Source organism: Flavivirga jejuensis (assembly GCF_030540765.1).
GTDB lineage: Bacteria > Bacteroidota > Bacteroidia > Flavobacteriales > Flavobacteriaceae > Flavivirga > Flavivirga jejuensis.
In genome coordinates this window covers 139,322-162,453 of record NZ_JAUOEL010000004.1, presented here as the reverse complement: position 1 = coordinate 162,453, position 23,132 = coordinate 139,322, and the positions used below count along the sequence as shown (strand labels likewise).

The 23,132-nt window shown below is 33.0% G+C and carries 15 protein-coding genes; 5 read left to right on the top strand and 10 right to left on the bottom strand.

Going from position 1 to position 23,132, the window contains the following annotated elements; all coding sequences use genetic code 11:
• Together Q4Q40_RS12335 and Q4Q40_RS12330 are read left to right on the top strand one after the other, a co-directional pair.
• The gene (locus Q4Q40_RS12335) at positions 1-1,800 is read left to right on the top strand and encodes a cytochrome-c peroxidase (RefSeq protein ID WP_303302140.1); all 1,800 of its coding nucleotides are present in this window, start codon (positions 1-3) and stop codon (positions 1,798-1,800) included.
• A 532-nt stretch (positions 1,801-2,332) separates the two neighbouring features.
• Complete coding sequence (locus Q4Q40_RS12330) at positions 2,333-3,622, top strand: carboxypeptidase-like regulatory domain-containing protein (RefSeq protein WP_303302139.1); 1,290 nt, start codon at positions 2,333-2,335, stop codon at positions 3,620-3,622.
• A gap of 339 nt (positions 3,623-3,961) precedes the next feature.
• Here the strand turns inward: Q4Q40_RS12330 and Q4Q40_RS12325 are convergent, their stop codons facing one another.
• From Q4Q40_RS12325 to Q4Q40_RS12315, 3 genes are read right to left on the bottom strand one after another with little or no spacing between them, the layout of a single operon-like run.
• Entirely contained in the window at positions 3,962-5,938 is a 1,977-nt protein-coding gene (locus Q4Q40_RS12325; RefSeq protein WP_303302137.1) for a hypothetical protein, read from the bottom strand.
• Positions 5,939-5,950: 12 nt separating this feature from the next.
• Entirely contained in the window at positions 5,951-6,601 is a 651-nt protein-coding gene (locus Q4Q40_RS12320; protein WP_303302136.1) for an outer membrane beta-barrel protein, read from the bottom strand.
• Between the two features lies 1 nt (position 6,602).
• Positions 6,603-7,100 (bottom strand): T9SS type A sorting domain-containing protein, encoded by a 498-nt coding sequence (locus tag Q4Q40_RS12315; protein ID WP_303302135.1) that lies wholly within the window; start codon positions 7,098-7,100, stop codon positions 6,603-6,605.
• A 990-nt stretch (positions 7,101-8,090) separates the two neighbouring features.
• On the opposite strand from Q4Q40_RS12315, the gene Q4Q40_RS12310 reads away from it, so the two are divergent.
• The gene (locus tag Q4Q40_RS12310) at positions 8,091-9,206 is read left to right on the top strand and encodes a hypothetical protein (RefSeq protein WP_303302134.1); all 1,116 of its coding nucleotides are present in this window, start codon (positions 8,091-8,093) and stop codon (positions 9,204-9,206) included.
• Positions 9,207-9,487: 281 nt separating this feature from the next.
• On the opposite strand, the gene Q4Q40_RS12305 is transcribed toward Q4Q40_RS12310, so the two are convergent.
• The 6 genes from Q4Q40_RS12305 to Q4Q40_RS12280 all read right to left on the bottom strand — a co-directional run bounded on the left by Q4Q40_RS12305 (position 9,488) and on the right by Q4Q40_RS12280 (position 16,953).
• Positions 9,488-9,700: a hypothetical protein gene (locus Q4Q40_RS12305; protein WP_303302132.1), complete on the bottom strand. Its 213-nt coding sequence runs from the start codon at positions 9,698-9,700 to the stop codon at positions 9,488-9,490.
• Positions 9,690-10,529 carry a class I SAM-dependent methyltransferase gene (locus Q4Q40_RS12300; RefSeq protein ID WP_303302131.1) on the bottom strand — a complete coding sequence of 280 codons (840 nt, stop codon included), beginning with the start codon at positions 10,527-10,529 and terminating at the stop codon, positions 9,690-9,692. The genes Q4Q40_RS12305 and Q4Q40_RS12300 overlap by 11 nt, the downstream gene beginning before the upstream one ends.
• A 673-nt stretch (positions 10,530-11,202) precedes the next feature.
• On the bottom strand, positions 11,203-13,863 hold the full coding sequence (locus Q4Q40_RS12295; RefSeq protein WP_303302130.1) for a DNA gyrase/topoisomerase IV subunit A: 2,661 nt from the start codon (positions 13,861-13,863) through the stop codon (positions 11,203-11,205).
• A 29-nt stretch (positions 13,864-13,892) separates the two neighbouring features.
• Positions 13,893-14,072, bottom strand: coding sequence for a hypothetical protein (locus Q4Q40_RS12290; protein ID WP_303302129.1), 180 nt, complete (start codon positions 14,070-14,072; stop codon positions 13,893-13,895).
• A 2-nt stretch (positions 14,073-14,074) separates the two neighbouring features.
• Positions 14,075-15,931: a DNA topoisomerase IV subunit B gene (locus Q4Q40_RS12285; protein ID WP_303302128.1), complete on the bottom strand. Its 1,857-nt coding sequence runs from the start codon at positions 15,929-15,931 to the stop codon at positions 14,075-14,077.
• Positions 15,932-16,041: 110 nt separating this feature from the next.
• Positions 16,042-16,953 (bottom strand): DMT family transporter, encoded by a 912-nt coding sequence (locus tag Q4Q40_RS12280; RefSeq protein ID WP_303302126.1) that lies wholly within the window; start codon positions 16,951-16,953, stop codon positions 16,042-16,044.
• A gap of 291 nt (positions 16,954-17,244) precedes the next feature.
• On the opposite strand from Q4Q40_RS12280, the gene Q4Q40_RS12275 reads away from it, so the two are divergent.
• Positions 17,245-18,531 (top strand): transglutaminase domain-containing protein, encoded by a 1,287-nt coding sequence (locus Q4Q40_RS12275; RefSeq protein WP_303302125.1) that lies wholly within the window; start codon positions 17,245-17,247, stop codon positions 18,529-18,531.
• A gap of 349 nt (positions 18,532-18,880) precedes the next feature.
• Here the strand turns inward: Q4Q40_RS12275 and ychF are convergent, their stop codons facing one another.
• A complete protein-coding gene (ychF, locus tag Q4Q40_RS12270; protein ID WP_303302124.1) occupies positions 18,881-19,975 on the bottom strand; it encodes a redox-regulated ATPase YchF in 1,095 nt (364 codons plus the stop codon).
• Between the two features lie 219 nt (positions 19,976-20,194).
• Here ychF and Q4Q40_RS12265 point away from each other — a divergent pair, with 219 nt between their 5' ends.
• Positions 20,195-22,885 (top strand): TonB-dependent receptor, encoded by a 2,691-nt coding sequence (locus Q4Q40_RS12265; RefSeq protein WP_303302123.1) that lies wholly within the window; start codon positions 20,195-20,197, stop codon positions 22,883-22,885.
• Positions 22,886-23,132 lie beyond the last annotated feature (247 nt).

Sequence of the window (23,132 nt, the reverse complement as noted above, 5' to 3'; positions counted from 1 at the left end):
ATGACTCATAAAATAATAGGTCAAGCTAAGACATGCATTTATGTATGTCTTTTGCTTTTATTAGTAGCTTGCAATAAAAAAGAAGATAAAAACAAATACAAATCAATCAATAATTCTGCAAAAAAGATTGAAAATTTGTATATCAATTATTTAACAAATACCATCAATAACTTAGATAGTATAGATGGAAAATCAATAACAGAACAAAAGAAGTATTACGTTTTAGCTAGAAAAAACTTTAAACTATTAGAGCCCATTTTAGCATATTCTAATAAGGGTAACTACAAATCTTTAAATGCACCTAACATTCCAATAATCAAAGAAGATATCAATGATGTAAAAGTAATAAATCCCATAGGGTTTCAAGTAATCGAGGAAGCACTATATGATGAAAATTTAGATACAATGGCATTAAATCATGCACTTCATGTAACAAGAGATCGATTAAAATTGATTAAAAAAAATCCTTTACTTAATTTAAAAAATTATCATATAATTTGGCTGCTTAGAGATCAATTGGTTAGAATTGGAACTACTGGTATTACTGGTTTCGATTCTCCTGTTTTAAATCAATCTTTATTAGAAAGTAGTTATACATATCAAACAATTATTGATATTTTACAATTTAATGAAGCCAACTTCACATCAAAAGAATTATTAAATACATTCATTACATTAGTAAAAAAAGCACAAAAAGATTTACAATACGATTTTGATGCTTTTGATAGGTTTGAATTTATAAAAAATCATATTCATCCCCAATTGGAAACATTAGTAAACATCCAAAAGGATTGGAATGTTAAGTTCCCTTTTGAAATGGCATTGTCTAATGACCTGACATCTCTTTTTTCTAAAGAAACTATAAATCAAGATTACTTTACAGATCATTTAAGTGATACCACACAGATACAAAAGAAAAGAGCTTTAGGTAAAGAGTTATTTAATGACAAATCACTTTCTAAAGACTATTCTATGGCTTGTGCCACATGCCATGTTAAAGATTTAGCGTTCACCGATGGAAGAAAAACCTTTGATAATCGCCAAACAAGAAACACACCTACCGTTACCTACAGTGCTTATCAAAAAGCATTTTTTATGGATGGAAGAGCAGGAAGTTTGGAGGGACAAATATTAGGCGTAGTAAAAAATCACAATGAGTTTAATATCTCCATGGATTCTATTATAAACCGATTGATGAAAAACGAAAAGTATAAAGAGAAAATAACTACCCTATACAGTAATAAAAGAGTAGATTTTAATATCCGTCATGCAATTTCATCATATATACGAACTTTAAATACGTTCAACTCTAAGTTTGATAGAAACATAAGAGGCGAAGAAAATACTTTAACTGCTCAAGAAAAACTAGGGTTTAATCTATTTACAGGAAAAGCTTTATGTGCAACGTGTCATTTTGCGCCTGTTTTTAACGGAACAGTGCCTCCTTATTTTAATGATACAGAATTAGAATTTATAGGAGTACCTGCAACAACAGACACAATTAATCCAAAAATTTCTCCAGATTTAGGACGCTATAACTTGTTTAAAACAGAAGAGCGCAAACATTTTTTTAAAACTCCAACCGTTAGAAACATAGCAAAAACAGCCCCATACATGCATAATGGTGTTTATAACACTTTGGAAGAAGTCATGGAGTTTTATAACAAAGGAGGAGGTACAGGTTTAGGTATTGAAAATAAATATCAAACCCTGCCTTTTGATAATTTACAGTTGTCTGAAGCAGAAATACAAGCTATTATCGCTTTTATGAAAACACTCACCGATGATAATAATATCTGAAAAACATTAAACAACCTGATTTCGATTTAATAATAAACATATCTAAATAAAAATCAACACATTAAATTTAGATGTCTGAAGCGCAGTTGAAACCTCTTTATTTGTTAGAATGATGAGTTTTCGACTGCAAACAGACATAAACAGTTTGGTCATTATATCTAAACTAAATAGGTACAAAATTGAACTAAACCACTCCTGGACTTCCAGTCCATAGGTTCGTTTTGGCAGACTGAAAGTCTGCTTCGTGAAATATGGTAAAACTGAATTCGTGTGAATTCGTGAAACCTGCCAGCCGGCAGGCTGGTTCGTGTCAAAAGTTTTTAGAAACTGAAAACGAAATACACTAAAACACATAGTTTTAACTCCATTTAAAACCAATAAAAAAGAACGCTTTGTAGGGAATTTATGAACAAAATATGACGTGAAAAGAAATATACTTTTCTTAATTTATACCGACTACAAAACACTTAAGATCAAATAGATAACAATTATTCATGCTTTTTTTGTATCTTTCAGTATAAATTATAAAATCATGAAAAATTTTCCCCTACTAACATTAAGAACTTTAGCCACTCTTTTTATTTTTAGCGTGTTCACTATAAACGCACAAGATAATCAGCTCGGAAAAGAGATTAAAGGCACCGTTGTTGACCAAAATACTAATGACATTTTAGTTTTTTCAGACATCGTTATTACTAATTCTAATATCAGCACTGTTACTAATACAGATGGTGAATTTCTTTTAAAAATACCTCAAGATTTATTAGATGGTACGTTAATTATTTCTCACTTGGGTTATGAAAAGAAAGAAATTAAAATTTCAACCATAAAAAATAAAATAAAAGTAACATTAACACCAGCAATTACTGAGTTAAATGTTGTTGAAATTGATACATACAAAGACGCCAAAGCACTTTTAGAAGCAACACTTAAAAACAAAAGTTTGTTATACAATAATGACAATACGTTAATGACGGGTTTTTATAGAGAAACTATTAAAAAAAGAAAAAATAATGCATCGCTATCTGAAGCTATTGTAAAAATACATAAACGCCCATATAGTAGCAATAAAAGAGATGCTATAGAACTCATTAAGTCTAGAAAAAAAACAAATTATGCCAAGCTTGATACCCTTGCTCTTAAATTACAAGGAGGTCCCTTTAGTAATTTGTACACAGATATTATAAAGTACCCAGAATATATTTTTACTAAAGAAGATATTCCGCTTTACGATTTCACTTTTGGTAAATCAACTCAAATAAATGAAAACTTAATTTATGTTATTCATTTTAAACAAAAACCAAATGTTCTCACCCCATTATATTATGGTAAACTTTATATTGAGTCAAAAACGTTGGCACTTACAAATGCTGTTTACAGTTTAAATGTTGAAAATAAAAAACTAACCAGCGAAATGTATGTACGTAAAAAACCTGGAGCAGCACAGGTATACCCAACCGAAGCTAGTTATAGGGTAAATTACAGAACTAAAAATGGCAAATGGCAGTATGCATATAGTAATATTTCATTAACCTTTAAAGTGAATTGGAAAAGAAAACTATTCAACAATATCTATACTCTTAATAGTGAAATGGCTATTACAGATTGGCGTATTAAAGATGCAGATATTGAAAAACCCAGAAATAAAATGATGCGTCCAACAACAATCTTAGTTGATGCGACTTCTGGTTTTACCGATCCTAAATTCTGGGGGGTGTATAATATTATAGAACCAGAAAAATCTATAGAATCTGCTATAAAGAAAATACAAAAACAACTCTTAAAAAAAGCTAAAAAAAACAAGGAAGCAAACAAAGTATAAATAAGAGTCTTCAATTTGTTCTTAATGAAAAATGCTATGACAGCCTTTGAACAAAAAGGAGTTCCCATCTCGTCCTATTGTTTGCAAAGGCTAGTCAGAGGGTTAGTGTCATTCAGAAGGAGGTACGACTGAAGAATCTTTAGAGATTAATAATAAAGATTCTTCGCTGCGCTCTGAATGACAAACAATTGGAAGTTAGCTATTTATAGAACATGTCAATGGTAGGCTATCGAAAACAAAATATATTTTGTTTGAAGATATAAGCGAAGCTTAGGACTGAAGAATCTCTTAAATTTTAACGCTATATTTTAGAGATTCTTCACTTCGTTCTGAATGACATTACCGTTTTTTAAGTGCATTAGGATACCTTTTCTCAAATGATTTCCATAAAGCTGGTAAATACGCTCCAGAATTCATTTTCTTAATCGTTTCTATGGGATTATTTACAATAGCTTCAACTTCTGGAAACAACTTTAAATTAACATTTCTATTTTTAAAATTCTCTTTTAATTGATTCATAGAAATTTCAAAAATGTAGCCATATTTAGAAACCCATTCCTCAAGCTCTACATCTGTTAATTTAATAGAATCCATTGATTTAGTAGGTGATTTTGCTTGCGTAGCCACTAATCCTTTATTATCTGTATCAACAGATTCTCCATTTAGCTTTTTTAAAACAAGATTTAATTGATGCTTTATTTCTTCAATTTCTTTTTCTTGTTGTAATACTTTCAAAGCTATATCGTTAGTATTTATTCCAATAGCTACATTTATATAGCCAAATGTCTCATTTCTTGAAGCTTCCCAAGCTACACCTAAAATAGATTGGTAATCATCAATATTCATATTATTTGGCGATACGGCAATACCTGTACCATCATGACTTCCTGATGGTAAAATATAATCACCTATAGCAACTTTCCCAACAACACGAACGGGGACTTGACCCAAAAAAGCCACTTTTTCAAAATTGTTTTCATTCCCTTTAACCATATTTCCTAATACTATAGGATTAGTAGAAATAACCATAATATGGTGGGCGCCATTTATATTTTTACTAATCTTACCTCCTTTCACTCCTACTATATCTCCTTTAGTAAACGTTTCGGAATGATTTTCTTTTTCTAACCATTCTGCATAATCGGCGCCTCCAGATTCGTAAGACACCCCAACATTATTTTCTGCTGCTACTGTTAATTCTATCCATTTTGCTCCTAAAACAAAATTATTTACTAGCATAACTCCAGATTCGGCCAAATCTAACTGTGAACCACAAGCTATTTGTTCTGCTAAGGTAAACGCCTGTTCTAATCCTGCCATAGCTTCATCCCAAATATATCTAAAACTACCATGCAACTCACTTAATGTTTGCCCCTCTATAGCTCCATGAATGCCAGAAGCATCTCTAAAAGTCACAAAGTTTTTACCCGTATTTCTACCGCCGTTTACTTGAATAACGACACCTTGGTCACTACCTCTTACAATTAATGGATACGCATTATTGCTAGATTGTCCGCCACTAAGAGAAGCATCTATAGTTACTTGTCCGTTTAAATTACTTACTCCCGATGTTGTTAATGTATTTAAATTAGAACTTTGGGCAACTGTAATATTTTGAAAATTACCATCTTGAAACGTCCCTATACCTTGTACCGTTATATCACCAGAAAGATTGGTTGTTGCCCCATTATTGACAAATAAATTATTATTTAAATTAGTGATCCCATCAACCGTTAAATCTGCATACAATTGGGTATCGCCACCAACTTCCAGGGGACCATCAAAAGCTACCAAACCATCTACTGTTAAGTCGCCCGTTAAATAGGTTGGACTTTGGTTATTTACGGTTAAATTGTTATTTAAATTAGTTGCTCCATCGACATCTAATGTAGAAGTTGCAATAATTTCACGGTGTCTCACATATGGTATATAAGTTAGCTCCTGATAGCTAAACTCTACCATACCATCTCCTGTATTCAAATCTATTTCTACTCTTAAAAACTTTGAATTATCCCAATACACTTGATCAAATGCTCCTATTACTGGAGTCCCTTTTCCTATAAGCAAATTAATCATACCATAGGGATCGGTTGTTGTGTTATGTGTTTCTTGATATTCTGAACCACCAGCAGCATCAACTATAGTAAACCTAACTTGCAAATCTGTATTTGGTAAATTATTAGATGGTATATTAACGCCCGGAATTTCTTGAGGGCTATTATCAATTATTACTGCTTGATAAGTAATTCCATCTGTTTGAGAAAAGCTTAAAAAATAAAAAAAAGTGACTAAAAGAGTTAAAAATATTTTTTTCATAAGTTCATCTATTTAAAAATCGCAATCACAGTTTGGTAGATTTACAATAAAACCAATTCCAAATTGGTGAGTATTTAAGTTTAATTTTTCTGCGTTAATTCCGCTATTAAGCAAGACTGTTTTTCCGTAAGTATAATTTGCAAAAATGGCTGTATTATTAGAAATAGGATATTGCATCCCAAAACTTCCTTTTACAAAAAAAATAGTGTTATTAAATTCATCCTCACCAACTAAATTGTATACTTGGTTATTTATAGTTTGATTGCCTCTAATTAAGAATTCTGTAGCTATAGTTCCCTTTAAGTAGAATGAGAAATCCCGTAATTGAAATAAATAGGTATCTAAATCTGCATGAACTCCCAAATAACCAACATCCCATTCAAAATAATTATCTAACCTATTGTCGCTTCCTATAGTACCATAGCCAGAATACGATGCACCTAAAGACAAAAACAGGGTTTTAGCACTATTAATATTGTCTCTATACCCCATACCTATGTAGGTTTTAGATTGTGATAAAATATTATCTAAAGGTTCTCCTTGCGAATTTTTATAGTCAAAAGATGAAATGGTAGTTCCATATTCCATGTACAATTGCTGACTAAAGCCTGAAATACTTGATATTAATATTAAAATGAGGCTAATTAGTAATGGTCTCTTCATATTAACGTTTAATAATTTTTGCTTTTAACAATTTAGATCGCATCCTAATGTGAACCAAATAGCTACCTGTATTTAAATGGTTTAAGTCCAAAACAATAGATGGCATTGGGCTATATTCTTTATTTAAAACAATTCTACCTAAAACATCTCTAACTGTAACTTGTAATATATCTATAACAGGTTCTTTAAATTTAATTTGAACCTCTGAAGGAAATGGATTTGGAAAAATAACTGCTTTAAAATCTGTATTAAAATCGCTAGCAATAATAGAAGCAGAAACAGGTTGTAGGTACCCCTGTCTTAAAGAATAATCGTTAGCATTAAAAGTATTAATAATACTAGCTTGTCCAATGCTTTCAATAATATAATAGCTTTTATTATTAGCGTAAACGACATGTGAAGACCCTTGAATTGCCAAAGTTTCCTTCCTTAACATTTGCGCATTGCTTAAATGAAAAACACATACAAAAACAATAAAAAACAAGTAATTCTTTGGCATAGTAAATGGTTAAAACGCGACCAAAATAAATTGTAACTTACTATAAAACAAATAAATACTTCAATATGCATATTTAGTCTGTTAAAAATATTTTCTGCTTCAAAATTCTGACATAAACCACATGAAATTAAACACTTAAATAGATTTTTCTGCTTACACACGTAAGCAAGAACTTATATAAAAAACATAAAACCCTCACTCAATTCTAATATAATAATAGTATTAAAATCTAATTTTTTTAACTGCAAAATATTAAACATAGATTCTATTAAAAATCGGAATGGTTTCAACTTACAATTTTGACTAAATAAAGAATTTCTTGAAACCAACTATCCTCTGCAGAGCTATAGAGGTATTTCGCTGGTTTCATACCTAATCAAGTTTCCCACAAGGTTTTGACCTAAAAAGGTCAAAAACCAAAATTCTGTATTTTTCCTCTCCCAGAACTGCCAAAAAAGGCAGTTATGACTTCTCCAAAAGAGCTACGGTGTACCCACATCTTTTAAAGAAGGTTTCTATTTTATTATTTACTTTTAGTTCACAAATCTTATTTGATAAATAGGAGTTCATGAATCTTCGATTTCTTTGCTCGTCCAAAGAAAAGTAACAAACCTGCCTAAAAGACGGCAAGCAGGAGAAAAGACACCCCTTCGAAGGAATTTCTTCTCGCGCTGCACTTAAGAAGAACCAAGAACAAAATTTCGCGTCGCCCCATCACAGCATCCAAGGCTATGCTCCTGGGTTTCGAAATTTTGTTCTTTATTCTTACGAAGGGTCTGGGCTTGCCCTATGGTCTGTTATTAACGATTATTTTTGAGCCTTTAAAAATTTATAAATAGCTTTCCTACTCCAATATTTGTGGGTACACCGTAGCTCCAAAAGAGAGGTGACATCGGAAACCCCGACGCAGAGCCTCGAGGGATTCTTTAGATTAAACATAATCTAAAAACAATCTTATTAACGTATATATCTTTTTAACACATATTATAGATGAAAAACTTAACCTGCAAAATCATCAAGAGTCTATTTATTATAACTCTTGTTTTTACTTTTACTAATTGTTCTAAACAGAATGATGACGTTTTAGCTTCCACGCACAACCCTCTAGAAGCCCCCGAAAATGGTCCTGCTGCTGGAAATCCTGATGGGAATTCAGCAATTCCAGTCGAAGCCAGCTTAGAAGACGTTACAAATCCTGATATTGTTATAGGAGACGGCACACCAGAAAGTTGTACCTGTGAAGCTGTTGTAGACGCAGTAGCTCAGGGCGGAAAAATAGTATTTAATTGTGGGCCAGACCCATATACTATTGTTATGGACAAACCAGCAAAAGTAATTAATGATGCGAATCCTGTTGTTATTATAGATGGAGGTGGATTAATTACTTTAAGCGGTGGCGGGAGCTCACGTATTTTATATATGAATACTTGTGATCCCGATCAAGTATGGACAACAAATCATTGTCAAAACCAAGACCATCCAAAACTCACAGTACAAAATATCACTTTTGCAGATGGGAACTCAACGGCTGAAACCGAATACGATGGCGGTGGGGCTATATGGGTTCGCGGTGGACGATTTAAAGTGGTAAACTCACGCTTTTTTAATAATCATTGCAAAAGTACTGGACCAGATGTTGGCGGTGCTATTCGGGTTTTTAGTCAATATAACAACCAACCTGTCTATGTTGTGAATACTACTTTTGGAGGTGCCGAAGGCTATGGCAATGTAGGATCTAACGGTGGTGGCATAAGTAGTATTGGTGTATCCTGGACGATTATAAACAGCTTTTTTTCGCATAATAGAGCCATAGGAAATGGTGGGAACCCAGCAGAGTCTGGTACCCCTGGTGGTGGTAGTGGTGGTGCTATTTATAATGATGGCAATACCATGACTTTAACGCTACTTGGAACACGTATTGAAGAAAATGAAGTAAACGCCTTTGGTTCATCCATTATGTTTGTTAGTAATGATCATTCTGGAAATATCGTTATTGATAATTCTACAATACAAAATAACATTGGTGGGTCCTGGTATCCTGTTTATCCTAGCATTTCTATGCATTCTGATACACCAATTGATGTAACCAATTCGGTAATAGAATAGTAAACAAAACCATAAGTTGAAAGTCCATAGGTTAGTTTTGGCAGACTGAAAGCCTGCTTTATGAAATATGGTAAAACTGAATTCCTGTAAATTCGTGAAAATCATGTCAAAAATTTTTAGAAACTAAAAACGAAATCCACTAAAGTACAGTTAAAACCAATAAACTTTAGATAAATAAAAAACCTCTTAACTTATTCTATTTGCTAGAATAAGTTAAGAGGTTTCATTTTAATGAACTCACAGCTAGGTTTAGTACAAAAAACCTATGCTTTATACATATATTACCTCTTTTTATTTTTCCTCTTTGTGGTTTTTATAAGGCTATAATTACAAGCTCTATTTTCTACATTTTCAATTTTATATTCAGATAGAAGTTGAACAATTATTTTCCTTGTTTCATCCTCACTAATACCCATTTTTTCTCCAAGGTCTATTTCATTCAACTGACCATTATTCGCAATCAAAGCTTTAAAATATTTATTTTTATTTTCCATACCTGTTTTGTTTTTTTACTGCGATCATCATATGCGGGCTAAAAGGTAAAAGATAGCTGTCGTTTTCTGTGACTTTTGTGAGTTCTATTAATGTTTCTTTCTTTGTATCGTTTAACATATTGGAAAAATAATCTTTATCTAACCAAGCCATTCCTTCAACAGCATAAGTATTGAGATAGGTTAATTCTTGATTTATAAACTCCTCTTTCAATTGTTCTGGTTTGTGATAATATCCTTCTGCTAATAGCCAAGGGAAATTACTTGGCGGATTGTGTATTCCAGTTGTTAATTCGTCCTTACACATTTCAAAAAAGGTTTTTTTATGAATTAAACCATTTAAGAGACCAACCAAAGTGGATGCTGTATAATTAATAGCAAAACCCAAAATAATTCCATCATTTTTAAGAACACGTTTGGCTTCTTTAATACTTAAATCTCTATCTTCTTTTTTTTGAAGATGATAAAGAGGTCCGTGTAGAATTATTAGGTCGGCAAAATTATTTGGAAATTCTAACTTTCGGGATTCACCTAATTGAACAGAGAACTTATTCTTTAATTTATTAGTTCTATTTTCTGCGATTCTTATATGTTTAGAAACAGGTTCTACTAAATAGACCTGATGTCCTTTTTTAGCAAGCCATTCCGAATACTTTCCTGTTCCGCCACCTATATCAATTATTTTTGAAGATGTTGCGGGGATATATTTTTCAATGAGTGATTTAATTCTTTCAAATTCAAATACGCCCATTCCTTTTTCAAGTCGGGTTTCTTCGGATGCTTTATTATAAAATACTTCTATATTTCTACTTATTAACTGTTTACTTTTCATTTTAAATTCATTGTATGATCATCACATTTTGAAATGTTCAATACATTACAAAGTGATAAGCCAATCGATTTGATAATCAACTGTTTTTGTTTAAGGTTTGATAAAATAAATGGATATAACTATCTGTGCATTAGTAATCAAAAGATTTCCATGCATCAATGACTCGTTTTTATCGAGATTGTCTTTTTTGAGAAAGACTCAGATAATATGTTTGACTTAGTGTAACAGACTATAAAGATAGAATTTCTAAATTAATTCTTTTCGGTTTGTTGGTTTTTAATTACGAATAACAAACTTGTATAAGGTTAAGACAAACTGAAAGTCTGATTCGTGTTTATGTTAAGCATGGAAATCTTAAGTACTAGAAACTCAATTTGTGTAAATTCGTGCAATTCGTGTCTTTCAAATACAATGTAAAGAGCGCAGTCGAAGTAACTACCATTGACGTGTTTTATAAACAACTAACTTTCAATTACTTGTCATTCAGAGCATTCCGACAATTGTCGGAGTCGAAGAATCTTTATCATTAATTTCTAAAGATTCTTCAGTCGTACCTCCTTCTGAATGACATTCCAATTACGTCATTTCCTCCGCTATTCAGACTGACATTTCAGCCTTAATGATATAGATCTGCCGTTTCAGGAAATATACAAAATCAAGATAAGTTCAATATTTAAAACAAGCTTTTTTGTCCATCTTCATCAGAATCCTCTTGGGATAATTTAATATTATCTGAATTTGGAGTATCATTCTCGGGAGTATCAGCAGAAACTTCCGTTTCATCAATAACCTCTATATCCTCTGCATGTACTTCTTCTGGAGCCTCGTAAGGTATTGGATCCAACAAATTAACTTGATTTACTCTATCTTTTGTTAACTGATTTCCTAAAGCAGCTATCCCTTTAATAGAAATAAATTCTTCAAGGTTTATTTCTAAATTGTCTTTTCTATCTTTTCCGCGTTCTTTAACAAATACGACTTCTGCAATCGGTTTCCAATCTGTAGAGACGATTTCTAGTTTCGAATTAGGATGGTCTGATATAAATGATTCATCCCGACCTTCATTTTCAATTAAAAAACGTTTGACATAATAGATCTTTTTTTCACCATTAAAGTAAATAGCAGATATTGGTTTTTTAGGTACCCATTTTTCCATAATGATCATATCATTATCAAAATGCATGGTAACTTCTGGCGTAACCGTTTTTACTATCCCAGATTGGTTGATAATAAGCAATTTATCTTCGCCTCTAAATTCTCCAATCAACTCACCTCTACCATCAACATTTAAACGTTGCACAGCATCATCAAACCATATTTTACGTGGTTTTAATGTAGACACACCTTTCTCTTTTAATTCAACTCGTTTTATTGAATATTTAGTAACCAGATTTCCTTTAGAAACTCTACCTTTTATGAGTATATCGGCAAAGTCAATATCCCATTTTAATTTTTTAATGCTTCCAGCTTGTCGTAACAATATTGTGATAACCTCGGCTTCACCATTCTGGTTTGCAGAAAAATAAAGCAGCGTAGACCCTTTATTTCCTTTAGTTAGATCATAATCCTTATCTCTTGTCACACCAGTAACGGCGAACCTTTTTATATATGAAGGACCACTTTTACCATCACGATAAATTAAGTTATAAATAGTACGCTTATCCTTCTTTTTAAAGACAGCAACATGTATAATGTCTTTCCCAATAAATGTTTTTGTTCCTACCTTGGTAATCATCATTTTACCTTCTTTGGTAAATACAATGATATCATCTATATCACTACAATCTCCCACATATTCGTCACGACGGAGCGATGTTCCAATAAAACCTTCTTCTCTATTTACATAAAGTTTCGTGTTTCTTATCACTACTTTGGTAGCATCGACATCATCAAAAATACGGATCTCTGTTTTACGTTCTCTTCCTTTGCCATAATCCTTCTTCAACCTTTTAAAATATGCGATTGCATAATCAATAAGGTTCGCTAAATGATGTTTTATTTCGGCTATTTGCTCTTCTAAAGCCTCTATTTTTTGTTGCGCTTTATCAATATCAAATTTTGAAATCCGTTTAATTCGAATTTCTGTTAGTCTAACGATATCGTCTTCTGTAACAGCGCGTTTTAAGTGTTTTATATGCGGCTGTAACCCTTTATCAATAGCTTTTATAACACCTTCCCAGGTTTCTTCTTCCTCAATTTCCCGATATATTCTATTTTCAATAAAAATACGCTCTAAACTTGCAAAGTGCCACTGTTCTTCAAACTCCCCTAGTTTAATTTCAAGCTCATCTTTAAGAAGCTGCACCGTATTATCTGTAGAGCGACGTAACATTTCTGAAACACCAATAAATAAAGGTTTGTTATCTTCAATAACACAGCCTAAAGGCGAAATAGACGATTCGCAACTAGTAAATGCATACAAGGCATCAATCGTTTTATCTGGTGATAATCCTGCAGGTAAATGCACTAAAATCTCTACCTCTGCTGCAGTATTATCCTCTATCTTTTTAACCTTTATCTTTCCTTTTTCATTCGCTTTTAAAATAGATTCTATAAGCGACGATGTGGTGGTTCCAAATGGAATCTCTGAGATAACAAGCGTATTTTTATCCAACTGTGAAATCTTAGCACGTACACGTGCTTTACCACCTCGTAATCCATCATTATAATTAGAAAAGTCGGCGATTCCCGCAGTTGGGAAATCTGGTAATATGGTAAAACCTTTTCCTTGTAAATGCTTGATGGAGGCATCTATAAGTTCTATAAAATTATGCGGTAATATTTTTGTTGACAACCCTACTGCAATACCTTCTCCCCCTTGTGCTAATAGCAAAGGAAACATTACAGGTAAGTTAATAGGCTCCTTACGTCTCCCATCATAGCTAGCCTGCCATTCGGTAATCTTTGGATTAAATACCACATCTAACCCAAATTTAGAGATACGAGCCTCTATATAACGTGATGCTGCTGCGCGATCTCCTGTTAGTATATTTCCCCAGTTCCCTTGAGTATCTATTAATAAATCTTTCTGTCCGATTTGTACCATCGCATCAGCTATACTTGCATCACCATGTGGGTGATATTGCATCGTATGACCAACAATATTTGCTACTTTATTGTAACGTCCATCATCCAGATCTTTCATAGAATGCATAATACGACGTTGTACTGGTTTAAAACCATCTTCAATAGCTGGTACGGCGCGTTCTAAAATAACATAAGATGCATAATCCAGAAACCAATCTTTATACATCCCCGTAATTCGGGTAATGGTCTCTTGAGGCTCATCTTGTTCGTTAATTAAATCATCGTTTTGGTCTTCGTCTTCGGTCATTTTTTATATCAGTTCTAAGTAGGAGAATTTTATTTCTTATTTTTTGCTATTTGTTTGACACCAAAAATGATCAATAGTATCATTATCAAAATGCCAAGATAAGCTGTGCTATTATTTTTATAACTTAGATCGTTATAATCTATTTTAAAAAGCCATGCGATCAATAAAATAACCGATATTATAGTAATCGCAGATCGTGCTTTATTCATAATTAATTTGTTTCTTCAATGATATCTAACTCAACCTTTAGATTATCAATAATAAACTCTTGTCTGGTTGGTGTATTCTTACCCATATAGAAGGATAATAGCTCTTCTATAGACATATTATCATCTAACATAATAGGATCTAATCGGATATCGTCACCAATAAAATGTCTAAATTCATCTGGTGAGATCTCACCCAATCCTTTAAATCGAGTTATTTCTGGTTTTGGTTTTAATTTTTCAATAGCACTACGGCGTTCTTCCTCTGAATAACAATAAATGGTCTCTTTTTTATTTCTTACTCGAAATAATGGGGTTTGTAAGATATACAAATGCCCTTCTTTTATTACTTCTGGAAAAAATTGAAGAAAGAATGTAATCAATAATAAACGAATATGCATCCCATCCACATCGGCATCTGTTGCGATCACTACATTATTGTATCGTAAATCTTCCAGAGACTCCTCTATATTCAATGCTGCTTGTAACAGATTGAATTCTTCGTTCTCATAAACAATTTTCTTGCTTAATCCATAACTGTTCAGCGGTTTTCCTTTTAAACTAAAAACGGCCTGAGTATTAACATCACGAGATTTTGTAATACTACCTGATGCCGAATCTCCCTCGGTTATAAAAAGGGTAGTTTCTAAATTACGTGCATTTTTAGCATCACCAAAATGAACCCTGCAATCACGTAATTTCTTATTATGTAAACTTGCCTTTTTAGCACGATCTTTTGCTAATTTCCGAATACCTGAAAGTTCCTTACGTTCTCTTTCTGCCTGTAATATTTTACGTTGAATAGCTTCTGCAACATCTTGATTTTTATGCAGGAAATTATCTAAATTCGTTTTTACAAAATCATTTATATACGTTCTAACCGTTGGCAGGTCACCTCCCATATCGGTTGAGCCTAATTTTGTTTTGGTCTGACTTTCAAAAACAGGTTCCATAACCTTAATCGCTATAGCACTTACAACCGATTTTCTAACATCGGAGGCATCATAATTCTTACCATAAAACTCACGTACGGTCTTTACCAACGATTCTCTATAGGCATTTAAATGCGTTCCTCCTTGCGTAGTATTTTGTCCATTTACAAACGAATGGTATTCTTCACTATACTGTGTTTTACTATGTGTTAACGCGACTTCAATATCATCGCCTCGTAAATGAATAATAGGATAAAGTCTATCTGACTCATTAATATTTTCACTTAATAAATCTTTTAATCCATTTTCACTATAGTATTTTTCACCATTAAAAACGATGGTTAATCCTGGGTTTAAATACACATAGTTTTTTAACATCTTAACGATGTACTCGTTCCTATATTTATAGTTTTTAAAAATGAGTTCATCTGGAATAAAAGAGACCTTCGTTCCTTTTCTTCTCGAAGTCTCTAATAAATCTTGATTGATCAAGTTACCTTTCTCAAATTCTGCAGAAGCAGATTTATTATCACGCGTAGATTCTACTCTAAAAAATGAGGATAACGCATTTACTGCTTTGGTACCAACACCATTCAATCCTACAGATTTTTTGAATGCTTTAGAATCATACTTTCCACCAGTATTCATTTTAGAAACCACATCAACTACTTTTCCTAAAGGAATTCCACGTCCGTAATCACGGACAGTGATCTTAGTTCCCTGGATGGCTATTTCGATGGTTTTTCCTGCTCCCATGACATACTCATCAATGGAATTATCTAAAACTTCTTTTAATAAGATGTATACACCATCATCTGGAGACGACCCATCTCCGAGCTTACCAATATACATTCCTGGTCGCATACGAATATGTTCTTTCCAGTCGAGTGAGCGTATATTATCTTCGGTATAATTGGATTGTTTGGCCATAGAATTGAGCAAAATGTTATGATAGAATGCTAATATAAGACAACGTTGCAAAAAATGAAACCTCAGCTACACAAAGTAATTAACAATATAAAATTGTTTTTGTTGAGAACCTATTCTTTTACTTTTGGCTTGTTTAAAGACACTAACATAATGCCTGCTATAACTACCAGTGCTCCAAAAAATTGTAATATCGTTAGCTTTTCACTTAAGAACACAGAGGCCAAAATAATAGTCGAAATGGGTCCGACACCTGCTACAATTGCAAAATTCGACGAACTGATCATTTTTATAGAAGCCGATACTAAAAAGGACGGAATCACTGTCGCAAAAACAGCAATTAAAAATCCAAGAACATAAACTTCCCATGAAAAACCAAACAGGTCGTCATGACTCATAATACTATAATGTACAAATACGCAAACACATGAAATAATCATGGCATAGGCTGTAAATTTCATAACTCCAAATTTTGGAATTAGCCAGCCACTACCTACCAAATAGGATGCGTATGTTATAGCACTTAGTAAAATAAAAAAGCCTCCTATATAAGTATCATTTCCAGACATAGCAACCTCATGCCAAAAAGCAATAACAATACCTAAATAAGTTAAAGCAATGGCTCCCATTTGAATTTTTGTTATGGGTTGTTTTAAAAAGAATCTGTTTAAAAGAATAACAACAGTTGGATACAAAAATAAAATAATACGTTCTAAACTTGCTTTAATATAAGTAAGCCCAACAAAGTCGAAATAACTCGCCAGATAATACCCAACAAATCCGAAAAAAACAATCCAAGCATAATCTTTATTTTTTACAGTAGTACCCGTATTTTGGTTCCGATACAAATAGGCAATAATAATATAAAAAGGTAAAGAAAACAGCATTCTAAGTAGTAAGATACTAATTGCATGCACTTTATATTGATACGCTAGTTTTACCATGACAGCTTTTGAGGAAAATAGAACAATCCCCAGAATTCCTAATGCTATTCCGTATATAAATGTTTTTGTTGTTTGTTTCATAAAACGAATATATAAGGCGTAGATTTAATTCGTTTTTGTCTTACTAAAATAATACGATGTCCAGCATACATCTTAATGCAATCAAACCTTCAATTATTACGTTTTTTATAAGAAACTGTTTAAGTTTTGTTTTTGGAACATCTGATATATCATTTATATCATTAATTTTTATCATGTACTAAGCGTTTTTTATATATTGCGACATCTGAACTCTTATTTTACATCTCTATTAAGACTTCCTAAATATTATAAAAAAGTGGTTTAAATGTACCTCAATAAATATATAAACAAATGAAAAACCTATTGTTCCTTTTTATCTCTTTCTATATCGTTACAGGGTGTCAATCAAAATACCAGGATATTCCAGAGATCTACCATGCCCTTTTAGACACTGCGCTTGTAAAAGCAAATACAAATGCGCCTGAAATTTTAAAAGTATTAACCGATGCTCCTAAAAACCAAAAAGAAGGCGTCGCATTTCTTATTAGCTATATGCCAGAAAGAGATTTAACAACGCTATCTGCTTCATTTCTTTTAGAAAATGCAGAATATGCTTATAAAACAAGAGAAAAATACCCCTGGTGCAAAGCGCTACCAGATTCTATTTTTTTTAACGAAGTGCTCCCTTATACAAATGTTGCTGAAACACGAGACCCATGGCGAAAAGATTTTTACGAACGCTTTTCAAAGTACGTAGAAGGTAAAACCAATTTAAAAGATGCCATTTTAGCGATTGCAAAACCAATTAAAAACGAGGTTAATGTTTCATATAATGTGAAACGTTCTATAGTAGATTCCAGTCCCAAAGAGGCGATGGCAGAAAATATGGCTACTTGTACAGGTTTGTCAATTATTTTAACAGATGCTTTCCGCTCTGTAGGAATTCCGTCAAGACTAGCTGGAACGCCCATGTGGACTAATATGAAAGGCAATCATACATGGTCTGAAGTCTTTATAGATAATGAATGGAAATTTATAGAGTATTACCCCGAAGACCTTAATAAAGCTTGGTTTTTAGCAAATGCTGGAAAAGCAGATCCTAATAACCCGATACATTGGATTTATGCTGTTTCATACAAACCGACAAATCAATACTATTACGCTGGAAAAGCTTTTAAGCATTTGATAAAAAAAATGGATAGTAGCAGTTTACCTCCTAAACTAAGAAAAAGGCATAAACGCTATAAAGAAAAAAATGATATAAATAAAAAACCTTATATCTATGGTGTTAACGTAACGCAACGATATATAGATTTATATGAAAACTCTCTGGAAAATAGTAAACTTGCGGACGATGAATTAATAGCTGGTTTTATAATATTTAAAGATAAAGACCTGACTAAAAGCGATTCGAGATTAGATTGTCGTGTTGATGTTTTTATGGAAGATAAAAGAATTAATTTTGGTTATTCGCCCAGTGCTACTGATGACATGAATAAGTTTTTAAAATTAAAGTTAAAAAGAAATAGCGATTACAAAGTAACCGTTAGTCACTCCAAAAATAATGTTGAACAGTCTTTTTCAATAAAAACTGGAAACACTTCTTTTGATGAATTTAAATTGATATTGGAAAACTAAAATAGGCAAACAACACCTACACCACTAATAAACAGCTATTTGTCATGTCGACAGAGCGAAGCATGAGTGACGAGACATCTCATAAAAAAAAGATACCTCCTTAAAAAGCTACACTTCAACCTTAAACTAAACCGCCCTGAACAGGAAGTCCATAGCTTCGTTTTGACAGACTGAAAAGTCTGCTTTGTGAAATATGGTAAAACTGAATTCCTGTGAATTAGTGAAACCTGCCAGCTGGCAGGTTGGTTCGTGTCAAAAATTTTTAGAAGTTATAAGATACGTTCCTGTAAAAAATGACTAGTCTGTGACTTAGTCTATGTTCAAAAATAATTTCTAACTCCTAACAAAACTATACGTTAAACAAGAAATGCATCACATCTCCATCTTTAACAACATAGTTTTTACCTTCTACACGCATTTTCCCTGCCTCTTTTACTTTGGCTTCACTTCCAAAAGACACATAGTCTTCATAACCAATAACCTCAGCACGAATAAAGCCTTTTTCGAAATCGGTATGTATAACACCTGCTGCCTGTGGTGCAGTAGCTCCTACGTCAATAGTCCAGGCGCGAACTTCTTTTACACCCGCAGTAAAATAGGTTTGTTGGTTTAATAACTTATAAGCAGAACGAATTAATTTAGCAGCCCCAGGTTCTTCTAACCCAATATCTTGTAAAAACATTTGACGCTCTTCATAATCATCCAATTCATTAATATCAGCTTCTGTACCAACTGCCAAGACTAAAACCTCAGCTTTTTCATCTTTAACAGCCTCTTTTACCTGGTCAACATAAGCATTACCAGAAACGGCTGCACCTTCATCAACATTACAAACATACATCACTGGCTTATCGGTAATAAATTGTGATGGCTTTACAAAATCGATATAATCATCTTCGCTAAATTCTAAAGCACGAACCGATGTTCCTGCTTCTAAACCAGCCTTTATTACTAATAATATAGCCTCTTCCTTTTGAGCTTCTTTATTTCCTGTTTTTGCGGCACGCTTTACCTTATCAAGCTTCTTATCGACCGTTTCTAAATCTTTAAGTTGCAGTTCCATATCGATAGTTTCCTTATCTCTTATAGGATTTACATTGCCATCTACATGTACAATATTATCATTATCAAAACAACGTAGCACATGCAGAATTGCGTCTGTTTCTCTAATATTTGCTAAAAACTGATTTCCTAAACCTTCTCCTTTACTAGCTCCTTTAACCAAGCCTGCAATATCCACAATCTCAACAGTTGCAGGTTGTACACGTTCTGGAGTAACCAATTCTTCTAATTTTTCTAATCTTGGATCTGGTACATTTACCACACCAATATTAGGCTCTATAGTACAAAAAGGAAAGTTGGCACTTTGTGCCTTCGCATTAGATAAACAATTAAATAAAGTTGATTTTCCTACGTTTGGTAATCCTACAATTCCTGCTTTCATTAAAAATTTGTTTTCATTCCCGCAAATACGAGAACTTATTTTAGCGAGTGCAAAGATATACTATATTAATAGTATTTTATAATTTTTATATAATTCAATGATTATAAAGGAAAAAGCTATTAATAAGGTGGTTTCACCCCTCTTATTGTAAGTAATTATTTATAACAACAGCATTATTATAGTATATTTACTATAACTAATTCTAATAAATAATAAATTATGAAAAGCATTTTTACATGTACGCTAAGTTTATTTAGCATTATTTTTTCATTTGCACAACAAGAAGTATCGGGTGTTGTTTCTGATGTTTCTGGATTACCAATTGCGGGTGTGAATGTTTTAGAAAAAGGAACAACCAATGGTGTTGTTTCTAATTTCGATGGGAAATTCACAATTGCTGTCGATGGAAATTCAACTATAGTTTTTAGCTATATAGGCTATAACTCTTTAGAAATTCCCGTTAATAATCAGGCGATAATTAATGTTACCTTAAAAGAAGGTGTTAGTCTCGATCAAGTGCTTTTAGTGGGGTCTCGGAGTCCCAGACGAACCGCAACAGACACGCCTGTTCCTGTAGATGTTATAGATATTGCAGACATTGCATCTACTACGGGTAAGGTTGAAGTTAATGAGATATTACAATATGCCGCTCCCTCTTTTAATGCCAGTAAACAATCTGGATCAGACGGAGCAGACCATGTGGTACCTGCTTCTTTACGTGGTTTAGGACCAGACCAAACCCTCGTTTTAATAAACGGAAAACGTAGACACCAATCTTCTTTGGTAAACATTTTTGGAACCAGAGGCCGTGGTAATTCTGGAACCGATCTTAATGCTATTCCTGCAAGTGCCATTAAAAGAATAGAAGTATTAAGAGACGGTGCTTCTGCTCAATATGGGTCTGATGCTATTGCTGGTGTTATCAATATTGTTTTAAAAGATAATACCGATGGCTTTTCTGGTGGTGTTACCTACGGTGCTTATAGTACTGCTATTGGTGATGGCTGGGAAGATGCTACTGGCGAAACGCTTAGTAATGTTGAAGGTAAAAACCGATTGGATGGTGATGATAAAAGCTGGGATGGTGAAACCGTTAAAATAGATGCCAATTATGGTGTTACCTTAAATGATCAAGGTGGTTTTATGAATTTTACAACAGAATTTTTATCAAGAAAAAACACTTTAAGGCCAGGTTTTGCTTGGAGAAAAGGATATGGTAGTGCTGGAGTTGAAGGTTTTAATTTTATGATTAATGCTGCTTTACCTGTAAACGATCATACCGAAGTATATGCTTTTGGCGGTAGAAATTTTAGAGATACCAATGCCTATGCTTTTTCCAGAGATAGTTTCGCTGAAGGTGATAACAGAGCCGTTCCTAGTTTATATCCAAACGGTTTTACTCCAAGAATTACTTCTAATATTACCGACGTTTCTGTTTCGGTTGGTGTAAGACATGAAATGGATAATGGTTGGCATTTAGATTTTAATAATACCTACGGAAAAAATAACTTCCACTATTTTATAAAAAATAGTAATAATGCGTCTATGCAAGATGCTTCTCCTACCGACTTTGATGCTGGTGGACACTTTCTTTCTCAAAATACAACAGGGTTAGATTTTAATAAATATCTGGAAGATGTTGCTTCTGGACTAAGTTTAGCTTTTGGTTTTGAATATAGAACAGAAAACTTTGGCATTTTTGCTGGTGAAGTGCCTTCTTACGGACTTTATGATGTAAATGGGGTTGTTATTACAAATCCTAGTGTACAAACGGTTGCTTTCGATTCTAACGGTGATGATTTACCAGGCAGTTCACAAGGATTCCCTGGATATAGCCCAGATAACGAAGTAGATAGAAGCAGAACTAATTATGGTATTTATTTCGATACAGAACTTAATGTAAGTGACCCTTTTATGCTAGCTGCTGCAGTTAGATATGAAAGTTATAGCGATTTTGGAAGCACTTTTAATGGAAAACTAGCTAGTAGACTAAAAATTAACAATGACCTTTCATTAAGAGGCTCTGTCTCTACAGGCTTTAGAGCACCTTCCCTAGCCCAATTGTATTATAACCTAATCTTTACCAATATTGTTGCTGGTGCATCTGTGCCTTCCTTATTATCTGCAAATAATAGTACGGTTACAAAAGCATTTGGCATTGGTCAATTAAAAGAAGAAAAAGCATTTAATGCCAGTATTGGTTTTACTTATAAAAAAGGTGGGTTTACAGCAACTGTGGATGCTTATTCTATTACTGTGGATGATAGAATTATTTTAACCGATAATTTTACAGACCAAGCTATTTTGGGTCCTTTAAATGTAGATGCCGCTCAGTTTTTTGCTAATGGTGTGGATACCAGAACCAATGGTTTGGATATTGTTTTAGGTTATGATACTAAAATAGGAGAAAATAGCAATATTAAGGTTGCTGTGATTGGTAATATTAATGATTTAGAGATTAAGAATATTAATAACGGTAACTTAAATGAGTTTACCTTCTTTGGTCCATTCTCACAGGCTTACCTTGAAGCTGCAGCTCCCGATTATAAATTTGGGCTTAATTTAGGGTATTCATGTAAAAAGTTTGATGCTACAGTTTCCTTAACTCAGTTTAGTGAGGTTACCCTTCAAGATTTTCAATGGGTAGATACGCCTGCAACAAATCAAGCAGAAGCAGATGCTCTTTTTCCTGTAGCGACTGATGTGTATGAGGCAGCTCTTGTTGTAGATCTTAGTTTGGGATATCAATTAACCGAGAAAATTAAATTTAGCTTAGGAGCTAACAATTTGTTTAACCAATATCCGACCCCTCAATTTGATGGGTGGACAGACCAAGGTGGTTTAGCCGATTCTGTTCAAATGGGATCTGATGGTACTTATGTGTTTGGAAGACTTAATTTTAAATTATAATAATTATATCCCTTAATAAAGAGGAGGTTGTCTAAAAAGTGTCATTCTGAATATTAGACAAATAAGATGCTTCGCTTTGCTACTATTGACGTTTTTTATAAATACCTAATTTATAATCGTTTGTCAGAGCACAGCGAAGAATCTTTATCATTAATCTCTAAAGATTCTTCAGTCGTACCTCCTGAATGACACCCCAATTATGTCATTTTATACGCTAGTTAAAATTTTTAACACAGGTCTCTGTAAT

Bases quoted from the DNA above. Each gene is read 5' to 3' on its own strand.
- Q4Q40_RS12280 (WP_303302126.1), bottom strand. From the start codon at position 16,953: ATGAAACAAACAACAAAAACATTTATATACGGAATAGCATTAGGAATT.
- Q4Q40_RS12310 (WP_303302134.1), top strand. From the start codon at position 8,091: ATGAAAAACTTAACCTGCAAAATCATCAAGAGTCTATTTATTATAACT.
- Q4Q40_RS12300 (WP_303302131.1), bottom strand. From the start codon at position 10,529: ATGAAAAGTAAACAGTTAATAAGTAGAAATATAGAAGTATTTTATAAT.
- Q4Q40_RS12325 (WP_303302137.1), bottom strand. From the start codon at position 5,938: ATGAAAAAAATATTTTTAACTCTTTTAGTCACTTTTTTTTATTTTTTA.
- Q4Q40_RS12335 (WP_303302140.1), top strand. From the start codon at position 1: ATGACTCATAAAATAATAGGTCAAGCTAAGACATGCATTTATGTATGT.
- Q4Q40_RS12330 (WP_303302139.1), top strand. From the start codon at position 2,333: ATGAAAAATTTTCCCCTACTAACATTAAGAACTTTAGCCACTCTTTTT.
- ychF (WP_303302124.1), bottom strand. From the start codon at position 19,975: ATGAAAGCAGGAATTGTAGGATTACCAAACGTAGGAAAATCAACTTTA.
- Q4Q40_RS12315 (WP_303302135.1), bottom strand. From the start codon at position 7,100: ATGCCAAAGAATTACTTGTTTTTTATTGTTTTTGTATGTGTTTTTCAT.
- Q4Q40_RS12285 (WP_303302128.1), bottom strand. From the start codon at position 15,931: ATGGCCAAACAATCCAATTATACCGAAGATAATATACGCTCACTCGAC.
- Q4Q40_RS12295 (WP_303302130.1), bottom strand. From the start codon at position 13,863: ATGACCGAAGACGAAGACCAAAACGATGATTTAATTAACGAACAAGAT.
- Q4Q40_RS12275 (WP_303302125.1), top strand. From the start codon at position 17,245: ATGAAAAACCTATTGTTCCTTTTTATCTCTTTCTATATCGTTACAGGG.
- Q4Q40_RS12265 (WP_303302123.1), top strand. From the start codon at position 20,195: ATGAAAAGCATTTTTACATGTACGCTAAGTTTATTTAGCATTATTTTT.
- Q4Q40_RS12290 (WP_303302129.1), bottom strand. From the start codon at position 14,072: ATGAATAAAGCACGATCTGCGATTACTATAATATCGGTTATTTTATTG.
- Q4Q40_RS12305 (WP_303302132.1), bottom strand. From the start codon at position 9,700: ATGGAAAATAAAAATAAATATTTTAAAGCTTTGATTGCGAATAATGGT.
- Q4Q40_RS12320 (WP_303302136.1), bottom strand. From the start codon at position 6,601: ATGAAGAGACCATTACTAATTAGCCTCATTTTAATATTAATATCAAGT.